The 11,944-nt window shown below is 48.4% G+C and carries 8 protein-coding genes; 5 read left to right on the top strand and 3 right to left on the bottom strand.

Annotated features, from left to right (window positions below; translation table 11 throughout):
* Positions 1-174 precede the first annotated feature (174 nt).
* Positions 175-2,391 carry a bifunctional alpha,alpha-trehalose-phosphate synthase (UDP-forming)/trehalose-phosphatase gene (locus ACFSUS_RS18285; RefSeq protein ID WP_381525127.1) on the top strand — a complete coding sequence of 739 codons (2,217 nt, stop codon included), beginning with the start codon at positions 175-177 and terminating at the stop codon, positions 2,389-2,391.
* A 39-nt stretch (positions 2,392-2,430) separates the two neighbouring features.
* Here the strand turns inward: ACFSUS_RS18285 and ACFSUS_RS18280 are convergent, their stop codons facing one another.
* The gene (locus ACFSUS_RS18280; RefSeq protein ID WP_381525125.1) at positions 2,431-3,117 is read right to left on the bottom strand and encodes a hypothetical protein; all 687 of its coding nucleotides are present in this window, start codon (positions 3,115-3,117) and stop codon (positions 2,431-2,433) included.
* A 430-nt stretch (positions 3,118-3,547) separates the two neighbouring features.
* Entirely contained in the window at positions 3,548-4,156 is a 609-nt protein-coding gene (locus tag ACFSUS_RS18275) for a hypothetical protein (RefSeq protein ID WP_381525123.1), read from the bottom strand.
* Positions 4,157-4,372: 216 nt separating this feature from the next.
* On the opposite strand from ACFSUS_RS18275, the gene ACFSUS_RS18270 reads away from it, so the two are divergent.
* The 4 genes from ACFSUS_RS18270 to ACFSUS_RS18255 all read left to right on the top strand — a co-directional run bounded on the left by ACFSUS_RS18270 (position 4,373) and on the right by ACFSUS_RS18255 (position 10,416).
* Positions 4,373-6,337: a M1 family metallopeptidase gene (locus ACFSUS_RS18270; RefSeq protein ID WP_381525121.1), complete on the top strand. Its 1,965-nt coding sequence runs from the start codon at positions 4,373-4,375 to the stop codon at positions 6,335-6,337.
* Between the two features lie 566 nt (positions 6,338-6,903).
* Positions 6,904-7,398: an NADH-quinone oxidoreductase subunit C gene (locus ACFSUS_RS18265; RefSeq protein ID WP_381525119.1), complete on the top strand. Its 495-nt coding sequence runs from the start codon at positions 6,904-6,906 to the stop codon at positions 7,396-7,398.
* Positions 7,399-7,440: 42 nt separating this feature from the next.
* On the top strand, positions 7,441-9,135 hold the full coding sequence (locus ACFSUS_RS18260; RefSeq protein ID WP_381525117.1) for a hypothetical protein: 1,695 nt from the start codon (positions 7,441-7,443) through the stop codon (positions 9,133-9,135).
* Between the two features lie 249 nt (positions 9,136-9,384).
* Complete coding sequence (locus ACFSUS_RS18255; RefSeq protein ID WP_381525115.1) at positions 9,385-10,416, top strand: BamA/TamA family outer membrane protein; 1,032 nt, start codon at positions 9,385-9,387, stop codon at positions 10,414-10,416.
* 94 nt (positions 10,417-10,510) lie between these two features.
* Here ACFSUS_RS18255 and ACFSUS_RS18250 read toward each other — a convergent pair whose 3' ends face one another.
* A complete protein-coding gene (locus ACFSUS_RS18250; RefSeq protein WP_381525113.1) occupies positions 10,511-11,875 on the bottom strand; it encodes a M28 family peptidase in 1,365 nt (454 codons plus the stop codon).
* Positions 11,876-11,944: the final 69 nt, after the last annotated feature.

Here is an 11,944-nt window from a genome sequence, read left to right as displayed (position 1 = left end):
GAACAGCCGGCGGCCCGGTATGACAGTAGGCGTCATTAGAACATGCAGCGCCATGAAGTGCCTATCAGGAAATGGTATCTGTCAATTACCTAACCAACGCCTGATACCTGCCAAAATCCCTGGGAATTCGGCTCGGTGTAGTTCACACCTAAACACTAGCATCGTAGAAATATTATGAAAATTCTAAAAGAGACCTACAACCGCTTATTGATTGTTGCTTATCGTTTGCCATTTACCATTAAACAGGCTAACGAGGGCGTTGAACTAGTTCAGAATTCAGGGGGGTTAGTTTCGGCCGTGCTTTCTATGGCCGAGCAAATGGGCCAGTCAGGAAGCAGTACTACGCCCAAAATTCATTGGATCGGGTATGGCGACCCAACCCTGAGACATGTTGAAGCCTCAACCCTGGAGAACGAGAATTTCATAGCCCATCCAGTTTTTCTAGAGGATCAAGTCAATAAAGGATTCTATGAGGGCTTTTCAAATGATTTGATCTGGCCGCTGTTTCACTATTTTCCTACTTATGCTTCTTTTCGGGATAGCGATTTCATGAACTACCAGCAAGCCAACATGCGGTTTCTGGAAGAGTTAACGGCGGTTATTGAGCCGGGCGATTTAGTCTGGATTCATGATTTTCAGTTGATGCTGCTGCCCGATATGCTACGCCAGGCTAAGCCGGAAACTAATATTGGCTACTTTTTCCACATTCCTTTTCCAACCTACGAGATCATAAAACTCCTGCCTCGCACCTGGCGGCAAGCACTCATTGGCGGTATCCTGGGCGCCGATGTTGTAGGCTTTCATACGGCAGATTACGCGCAGCATTTCATGAATAGCGTGTCGGAAGTGCTGGCGCTGCCTAGCATTGAGCAACGGGTCGTTCTGCCCGATCGGTCTGTAACGGTTGGCGCCTTTCCCATCGGTATTGATTTCAACAAGTTCGATTTGGGTGGGCAAACCGATGAGGTTCTTGATATAAAGAAACGGTATGAAAGCTTACTGGGCGATACCAGCGTCATCTTCTCGGTCGATCGACTCGACTACGCCAAAGGAATTACGTATCGGTTACAGGGTTATGAGCGATTTTTGAACCAAAACCCCGACTGGCACGATAAAATAACGTTTGTCATGACCGTTGTTCCGTCCCGAGACAAGATTGTCCAGTACCAGGAAATCAAGCGAGAGATTGAAGAAACTGTTGGCCGTATCAATGGGCTATTTGGTACGATTGGCTGGCGTCCGATCGTGTACTCGTACATGTCGTTGTCGTTTCCGGAATTGCTGGCCTTGTACACCCTTTGCGATGTCGCTCTGATTACACCTATCCGCGACGGCATGAATCTGGTTTGTAAAGAATTTGTCGCCAGCCGACACGATTGCCGGGGCGTTTTAATTCTTAGTGAGTTGGCGGGTGCCGCTCAGGAGATGACCGAAGCCTTAATTATAAATCCAACCGATACGCAGGAAGTAGCATCAGCCATCAAAAAAGCCTTGACCATGGACCCCGGCGAACAAGAACGACGAATGAAATTTATGCGTGACCACTTGCAAAACCACAATGTTTTTCGGTGGAGCTATAACTTTCTGAGCGCCTTCGACGATGCGGCTACCAATCATTCGCGTCTGGAAACCGACCTGCCCGTTCAACCCTTCATTACTGAATACGAAAATGCTCGTCAGCGCCTGTTGCTATTCGACTTCGATGGTACGTTAGCTCCTCTGGTTGATGATCCAGCCGACGCACACCCGTCCGACGCCATGCGGCAGGCCTTAAGTCGCCTGGCCACAAGCAGCGACCTGGTCGTCATCAGCGGCCGAAACCGGGCTTTCCTAGAAAAAACGTTCGCTGACATTCGCGTTCATCTGGTGGCCGAGCACGGAGCATTCATGAAGAAACCAGACCAAGATTGGCAACGGCTCGATCTGTCAACCGACGATTGGGTCGAACCCGTGCGTACCTTACTGAATCAATACGTCGACCGCTTCCCCGAGTCGTTCATCGAAGCCAAAGAAACCGCCATCGCCTGGCACTACCGGCGGGTTGAGGACGACGATGTCGAAAATCAGGCAACTGAGCTCGCTACCCAACTAAGGAGCATGTCGTCAGCGATTCCACTGTCGGTAATTCAAGGCAGTAAAGTAGTCGAAGTAAAGCCAGCTCATCACAGCAAGGGCACCGTAGCGAGCAGCATTTACGAACAGGCATCCTACGATTTCATCGTCAGCATTGGCGACGACACGACTGATGAAGACATGTTTCGTCAGCTACCAAACTGGGCGTACACCATTAAAGTTGGCACCGGCTCCTCATATGCCCGGTATCGACTAGCCCGGCAGCGCGACGTAGAAGCCCTGCTGCAACTCATGATTGAAGCTCCGGTCGAGTCGTAAACTGAACGTATTTTTCAGTGCCAGGGACTGATTGAGTAACTATTTACCTTTACCATTGGGCTGCACATCCACAGTTAGCCCTGGTTTGAGGGCAGCATACGTTATTCGGTCATCGTCGAGCAAAACAATACCGACCTGATATTTTCCAGTTGGTATATCCGGACTGAGGCCCAAGTGTAAAGGAATTTTACAGAAGACAGCCGGAATTTGATAATGGCCTTTCGAGAGTAAAGAATGCCAGCTTGTTGGATGTTGTCCTTTAAACAGCCATACTTTCTCGCGGGACACAAGGACCCCGTAAGGCTCTCCTTTTATTCGGGATGAGTTAGGGTAGTCTATAGTTAATTCTTCGTGCGTTGGGTATGAGCGGACAGTGGCTTGAATGGACGTATCATGAGCCTTATATCTCAATGCTGACGCAGATAGCGTGTGGATGTACATAGGGAAGCTATACCATTTGGCCGCATGTCGCTCTGCCCAGCCAGAGAGCGTGTCGGACACCGTGTTATAGTAACAACCTGTCCGATAAATCATCCAGTAACGATTATGAGTCCAGTTGTAAACACCTGCTTTGGCTTCGCGCTGCATCAGCTCCAGACGAGGAGTATAAATAACGTAGCTACTAATGCAGAATAGCAGAGCGACTGACGAGCTAATCCAGAATACCCTGGAGCGGTTTATGGGCGTGACCAGCAGGAGCAGTAACACGTAGCCTAACGCTAACAAAAACAGGGGAAAATTTCGATAACGACTTTCGGTAACAACAGCGCTCTCCACCGATCGTCCTACGGCAAAGGCCGCACAACTCAACAATAAATACGCCCCACACCCAATTAAAAAATCTGGTTGCCCGGCCCTATGAATATAACGTGACGCAGTCAGTAAAGGCGTTGTCTTTATTAATTGCCATAGGGCATACAATAGCTAGGCGGACAGTAATAAACCAACGGCGAGTTGTCTATAATCTGAAGCAACAAATGGATGGGTTCTATCGGCTTGGTTTACAAAAGCGCCTACCATCATGAAAAATGTCATTATGATCGACGGAAACTGGTCAATCAACTTATGCACCCTATCAGGTTGGTTGCTGTACTCAAATCCGTTGAGATAAAGCGCAAGCACAAGTAGGAACGTTACGCTCCACCCTATCAGCAGTTTAAAACGACGTTGTAGTATCAGAAGCATCATGCCAACTGGCCAAACCAGCATTCCGTTTCCCAAAGTCAACGTAGCAATCACGGCAGCAATGACAGATAAGCTGTTTGCCAGGCGATGCCTTATCCCGAGTAAAAGCATACTCCACATACCGAAGAAACACACCGGCATGTAATTGGTGGAAGCAATGGCCCAGAAATTGAGAAATTGCCTTCATAAGCAACAGGTTGAAACAGTATAAGCGCGACAGGAGGCCGTACCAGGCCGGTAGTTTAGTGGCCTTAAGCGGGTAGACCAGTATCCATAACACGCCAATGAGGCATAGATTTCCAAGTAACATCACCCCGCGGAAATCCAACTGCCCGACCAGCAAACGAACCGTCAACGCTGAAAACCGCGTATAGACAAGCCGATGTTCAATGAAGTTTTGGGTTAAGAGATACCATTTCTGAGCAAATGAACTGGCCCAATCCCACTCAATCAAGAATTTAAGGATAACAATAAAATCATCGCCTACTGGCACATTAAGGGCGTGAGCCAGGAAGAACAGGTAGTATATTACTGGAGGAATCAGTAAGAGGCCATTCCAATAACTTTTATACACTTTCAAAGTTGTAGTTACGATGTAAGATAGACCTGCATCAAATGTACTGAACTACACCCTCCCGGATAAGTCGTACCCCAATTGTCTACTGCAATATTTACTATTCGTAACTATTTATTTTGTGAACGGTGGTTTTTCACGAATGTTTATTGTTCACTTACTCCATCCCATTACGCGTTGATATTTCTTTGATTATCCACCTGCATTTAACCTTTTTCACTCATGACACTACGTATCTGGTTTGTGATAATGAGCTTTCACCAATGGTCAATTGCCTACGGTCAGAAACCTATATTCCCCGCGCCACTTAGTCCACGCTTGGCCAACTACCAGATCGACGTAACACTCGACCCGGTCACCAAAAAGCTGACCGGACGCGAGACGCTCACTTGGCGCAATCCATCAAACGACGTCATTCGCGAACTACAGTTTCACCTATACTTAAACGCCTTTCGCGACGAAAAATCGACGTTCATGCGCGAGTCGGGCGGGCAATTGCGCGGCACCCAAATTGACCGTAATGCAAAGGAAAGTCCCTACGGATCAATTGACGTCTTATCCATGAAAGTACGGGGCGGAAACGCGTTAGCTTACCAGTTTTTCCAACCCGACGACCGCAATCGAGACGACCGAACGGTTATCCGGGTACCACTCGACAAACCGGTTGGCCCCGGCGAGGTGATTGTGCTCGACATTGCGTTTCGGGCTAAGCTACCAAAGATCTTTGCCCGTACGGGTTACAGCCGCGACTATTTTCTGGTTGGCCAATGGTTTCCCAAAATCGGTGTGTATGAGCCAGCCGGAACCCGTTACCAACCCGCAGGTCCGGGCAAAACGGGGCAGTGGAACTGTCACCAGTTTCATGCCCATTCGGAGTTTTACGCTGATTATGGCGTGTATGACGTGAACATTACAGCCCCCAAAGACTATTGGGTAAGCGCCACGGGTCTTTTTCAATCCGAAAAACTGTATCCTAACGGCACCAAAACCATTCGCTACCATGCCGAAGATGTCGTTGATTTTGCCTGGACGGCTTCACCCCATTTCAAAGTGGTCGAAAGCCAATGGAAACGCCCATCAGGTGGCACGGTTGCTATTGAGTTGTTGATGCAACCCGAACATCTGCACCAGGCCGAGCGCCATTCGCACGCGGCCAAAGCAGCGCTGAGCTATTTTGACAAACACCTCGGCAAGTATCCGTTTCCAAACCTGACCATTGTCGATCCACCTTTCCATGCTGAAGGGTCGGCCGGTATGGAGTATCCGACGTTCATTACAGCCGGAACAGCCTGGTTTCTGCCCGATGGAGCGCGGTTTCCCGAAGCCGTAACCATTCACGAATTTGGCCATCAATATTTCATGCAACTGTTGGCCACTAACGAATTTGAAGAAGCCTGGCTTGATGAAGGTTTCAATCAATACTACGAAGGTCGAATCATGGACGAAACCTACGGCGTTCGCTCCTCGCAAATCGATTTGTTCGGCTATAGAATGGGCGATTTGGAAAGTTCACGCGACAGCTATGTGCATCAGGATAACCCAGCCCTTGGTACGTCGTTCGGTAATACCTGGCAGTTACCCGAAGATCAATACGGTGTGCTGACCTATTCGAAAACCGCCACCTGGATGCGGACGCTGGAAGGCCTGGTTGGTCGGCGGGTGATGGATGAGATTATGCAGACATACTTTATACGTTGGCGTTTTAAGCACCCAAACGCGGATAATTTCATTGCCATTGTGAATGAGATTGTCCCAAAACGGCTAGGCAACAAATACGGAGCCGATATGAACTGGTTTTTCGATCAGGTACTATACGGAGACAAAGTAATCGACTACGAGCTGCATAGCATCCGAAATCGCCAGCGTAATGGTAAGCCCCAGGCAACAGTAACCGTTCAGCGTAAGGGTGATGGACAGATGCCGGTTGAGGTATTAGTCCACTTCAAAAACGGAAAAGATGTCACACTCCTCTGGGATGGGAAGGCAAGACAACAAACATTTACGCTCACCGAAAAATCAGAAGCGGTATGGGCCACCATTGACCCACAGCAAAAGATTTATATGGATACTGACTTCAATAATAACAGTCTGACATTGGCACCGTCGTCGGCTCCAGCGGCCAAGTTTGCCGCCAAATTTTTATTCTGGATCGAAAACTGGATGCAGTGGCTGGCCTGGCTGGCGTAAGACTTAAACAACATTTACGTATCTTTAAGTGTGTAAATAGTAGGCTTATGAGTATTGAGGAAAGAAATTATGGCTCCATCGATTAGTAGACACAGTCGACGATGAGGTGATGCTGGAGGACGCTGGACGTATTCTGACCGGCCAAACGGCTACTTTATCTCAGCTTACAACTGAACAGCGCAGCCGGTTAGAACAAGCTGTTCAAGAACACAGAGAAGGCAAAACAGTATTGCACGAAAATATGAAGCAACGGAATCGTCAATGGCTAAACGAATAATCTGGTCTGAGACAACCGTTAGTGAATTTGATTCAATGAGAGATTATATTGCCAACAATTGATCTGTAGAAGCCGCTATCCGTTTTGTTCAAGAGTTCTTTCGGCAATTGGATATTATTGACAGCCAGCCCTGTATCGGTATGAGCCACGTCGAAAATCCTTTTCTTCGCAAGCAGTTAATTGCTAAAACTCACTACTTACATTATCTCATAGAAGACGATGACACCATACGTCTATTGAACATAATAGGTACTCGGTCGGGGCCAGCTAAAAATCCGTATGCATTCTGATGACTTTTTCCGAAATTGACTCCTTGCTAAATGCTCAGTTCGGCGCTGATACGTTCATAACCAACACGCAAAATCTCCAGCCATACATGACTGTCCCGGTGGATCGGCTAGTGGCTGTCTGTCAGTTTCTGCGCGACGACGAGCGGTTGTTCTTCGACCTACTGGCCTGCGTCACGGCCATTGATAATGGATTAGAAGCTAATACCGTGGAAGTGGTGTACAACCTGACGTCGATTCCGTATGAGCACAACCTGATGCTCAAAGTTATAGTGCCTCGTACCGATAGCCGATCCGATTTACCCTCGGTGCCCAGCGTAGCCCACATCTGGCGAACCGCCGACTGGCATGAGCGCGAAGCGTTCGACCTGGTTGGTGTTCGCTTTGACGGTCACCCCGATCTCCGCCGTATTTTGTTGCCCACCGATTGGGTCGGTCATCCGTTACGTATCGATTATAAAGAAGAAGAACAGTACCACGGCATTAAAACCAACTAAGTTCTATTGTTTGCAGTTAGCGGTTTTGTTGTTTCATTTGTTATGGCTTCAAGACCCAACTGCCGCTCGTTCATGCACCGTCTGCTACGTATTTGTTTATCAGTTTCCATCCATTTCCTAGTGCTTTCTAGGGTTATTGCGCAAACCGACTCTGTTATTGTAACCGGTCGCATCCGTAATCTGTCGGCCCGACTTTACCGTGAGTCGCCTACGGTGCTCGTTAGCCGCAACAACATTCTGCAGGCCAGCCGTGAGTTAGTACGTCCTGCCCCCCTGAACCTTGATGGTACGTTTCGGGTGGCATTACCGCTGATTTATCCGCAGGAGGAGATGTACTTTAACTACGGCCGAATCTCAACGGCCTTCCTGGCCGCACCGGGTTCATTAGAAATCGAATTAGACGCTGATTCGCTTTTTACGACGGCTGTACCGTTTAAGTTCAGTGGTGTCAATGCACAGGTTAATCAGCAATATGCCCGTTACAAAGCTTTTGAAGCGGCTTATCCCAACAAGCCAGATGCCGCTAAGCTCAGTCGTGAATCTCAAGGACTAAGCTTGAACGGTACGTTCGATTTGTTTTCGGGAACCTATAATGGCCTGTTGCAAGCCTTCTCGGGCAGAGAAAAACTATTTCCGCTGCTAAGTCAATGGATTCGCTCTGCGAACCGCTACAACGCGGCTTCGTTTGTATACGAAAAAGCAACGGTCGAAGGCGATCAGATCAATAAAGAATTGAATGACTCACTCCGTCTGGCTAACGATCGCCTATTGACAGCCGCCCGTGCCTCAGCTATGAACCGATTTGCCAATTACGCAATCCAGCAAAGCTCAACACCTGAAATTAATCAACGAAATAACAGCCTGTCAATTAAAACCCTATCATCGTTATTAATACGTTATGGCCGTAATCTGTCCGAAGCGGAGCGCACTCGTTTACAAGGGTATATGGACAACAACCAGGCTAAAGCGTCAGATATCCGGTTTTTCAGCGATCTGGTCAGGCGCAGCAATGATACCATTCAACGGTTAGTTGCTTTTGAGACCTTACTGCAACGGAGCCGGGCTAAATTTGACGATGCAACGACTAACTATTTAGCCGCTTATCAACTGGCCAATGCGCTTCCTAGCCTAACTCTCGATTTTGCCCGATTGCTCTATGATTATGCCCGGCCCCAGGTAAAAGATTCTTATTTGGCCCAATCGCTGGACGAGCTTTATCAACTGGAAACAAAGGATAGTATCCGTATACAGGCAGCGGTACAAACATTAAACAAAGCAGGCCGAAATGCATCTGTGCTGGAAATTTCGCCGGGGGTATTCGTTACCCGCGATGCACTGGCTGAAGGTCGGGCGTTGTTCGACAGGATTATTAATGCAAATCGAGGAAAAGTCATCTACGTTCTGATGACCTCACCCGATTCGGAAGGCGAGCGACAAGCTGCCCTGGATGCCCAGCGCTTACGTAACACATTTGGGAGCCGCAACTTTGCCCTTGTTTACCTGCCAAACATTGCAAACGACGCTCAACGGTGGGCAGAATTCTGCGTCAAAAATCGGCTGGAAGGTGATCATCTGATAACAACATTGGCCCAGCTAGGGGGTATTGTTGACTATCTCCGTCCTAACGGTGAAATTTCCGCAACGATCATTAACCGAGTGGGTAAAATTGCGAAACGTAACGCACCTTTACCTGACGCTTTGGAAGAGATAAAGAAGGTTGTCGATAAGAACTTATAATAAACCAGGTTAGCAGCATCTGCTGAAAAGACAAATTAGGTGGTTATAAAACAGACAGTTGGAGTACGGTGTATAAAACTATCTTGCTGATTTAAAAGCTATGAGCATGCCTAAAAAGTTGTATTAAGTATGCGACAGTTACACCACTGCTACCGTTCATTACAAGTTCTCTTTATATACCTATTGTTTAGCCAACTTCAACATAAAGCTCAGGCGCAGAGTTGGGTCCGGAGAGTTGCAGACAAGTTTTTGAATGATACAACCCCCGCGAATCGCCCCCGTTTCACACTGTATCCTACCATCAGTTATGCGCCCGAAACCAGCCTTGAAATAGGCTTATCGTCATTGTACTTGTATCATGCCCGCAACGACGTTCAGAACAACCGACTGAATGAGATTCAGGCATTTGGCTTTGTAACTATTCGAGGGCAGTATGGGCTCAATCTTGAACATACGATCTACGGCGACCGTGATCGGTGGTTCTTTTTAGGACGCGGGCGCCTGCAACGTTTCCCCCTGTTATATTACGGAGTTGGCCCAGACACCCGGCCAGATCGTCCCGCCACGGTTGATGCCTTGACGATACAACTTCGAGAACGGGCCATGCGCCGGGTAGCGCCCAACCTTTTTGCGGGCATAGAAGTCGATTTTCAACGGCTAAGTAGTGTACAGTTTAAACAACCCGAAGGTTCGCCTTATCCGTTACCACTTGGCAGCGATGGATCAACCAATATAGGTTTTGGGGGAGGGGTTATTTATGATACTCGTCCGAATGTTCTCAACGCTCGCCAGGGCCTTTTTGCTGAATTAGCTTATTTAAACTACAGCCGGTCGCGGGGCAGTACGTTCTCGTTCTCTAATATTCTAGCCGATGTCCGTCTGTACCGAACAGTACGGCCAGGACAGGTTTTAGCCTGGCAAACCTATGGTGTTCTGACAAATGGTAGTGTCCCGTTCAATCAGTTAGCCTTACTGGGCAACGAAATTATTATGCGGGGCTATTACTCGGGCCGTTATCGCGATAAGATGTATGCAGCTACGCAGCTTGAATATCGGTGGCTTCCTTTTCCGTTTAGCCGCCGATTTGGAGCAGCCGTTTTTGCCGCTGTCGGTACGGTAGCTCCCTCGCCAAGAGACCTTCGCTTTGATAATCTGCTCCCTACCGGAGGAGCCGGCATTCGCTATCTGTTTTTCAAGAAGAAAGATGTGTATATCCGCGCTGATGTCGGCGCCACCCGTGAAGGCTTAGGCTTTTATATTTTCACAGGTGAGGCTTTTTAACCCAAATAACGTAGCGTTGGTGTTCTTACTAGCCCGTCTAAGCATCTTACGAATCGGCCTCCTTGCATACTACTAGCAAGAAGGCCGATTGTATTTATAATCCGTACTGGTCCAACAAATACACCAAAGCCGCCATAGAGGCAGCTCCTAATTCGAGTTCGCGTTGGCTAACCGTCTCAAAACGGTCGACTGGCGTGTGGTGATAATCAAAGTAGCGTTGTGAGTCGGGTTTAAAACCAAACAGCACCGTGCCCAGCGTTGCCAATGGACCAATGTCGGCCCCGCCACTTCCAGCACCAATGTCAGTTAACCCATACGGAACCAGTAGAGGCTTCCAGGGATTTACCTTGGCGCGTTGCTCAGGCGTTCCAACAATTCCAAAGCCGCGTGGGGTAAAACCGCCTTCGTCTGATTCCACGGCCGCAATGTGCTTTTCGTTATTCTGTTTAGCCAGATCAGCGTACTTAACTCCACCACGAAGTCCATTTTCTTCGTTCATGAACATAACAGCCCGAATGGTACGCTTCGGTTTGATACCCAACGCCTTCATAATACGTAACACTTCAATGGATTGCACACAGCCCGATCCATCGTCGTGAGCGCCTTCGGCCAGATCCCAGGAGTCAAGATGGCCACCCACGACGATGATTTCGTCGGGCTTTTCACTACCTCGCAATTCACCCACCACGTTATATGACTTAGCATCGGGTAAAGACTCGCAGTTTTGCTTGAAATAGAAGGTCAAGCCTGGATTTTCAGTTAACGACTTACTGAGTAAATCGGCCCCGTTGGTGCTGATAGCTGCCGTCGGAATCAATGCGACTCCGGTTCCATAGCGCATCCCACCCGTGTGCGGGTTGTCGTCGTGAACATTAGTCATCGACCGAACAATTGCCCCAACGGCGCCCAGTTTAGCGGCTTCGGTAGCTCCATTAGCCCGCTGATCGACGGCCCCGCCATAAGCTTCGAACGTATTGATTTTGGTAGGGTCCATTGGGCGATTGAAAAAAACAATCTTACCTTTCACTTTGTCGGGTCCGAGGGCTCGAAGCTCTGGAAAGCTTTTCACTTCAATTACGCCAGCCTCTACGCCTTTGGGGCTTGTTGCCACCGAGCCACCTAGTGCAGCAATGGGTACGTTAATCTTTTGCTTTTCGACACGAATGAACGCTTCTTCTTTGGCACCGCGTACCCAATGCGGCACCATCACCTCCTGCAAGAATACCCGGTCGAAGCCTTGCTGTTCCATTACTTGTTTGGTCCAGTCGACGGCTTTTTGTGCACCGGCTGATCCACTTAATCGGGGACCGATCTGCTTGGTCAAGTAGCGAAGCCATTCGTATGATTTGCCATTACCGAGAGCCTCATTATAAATCTTTCGAATGGCAAGAGAATCAGTATTCTGAGCGTAACTACAGCCCATGACCAGGCTAAGGAGAAAGGTAATTACTTTTTTCATAGATGGTAGGTTGTATTAGTTAAACAGCAAGATACAGAAAAGCCCGGCTACCTTCCAGCAGACGGGCTT

The organism is Spirosoma soli, assembly GCF_042684525.1.
Lineage (GTDB): Bacteria > Bacteroidota > Bacteroidia > Cytophagales > Spirosomataceae > Spirosoma > Spirosoma soli.
Note: the sequence above shows the minus strand (reverse complement) of the source record. Positions and strands in the feature narration are given on the sequence as shown.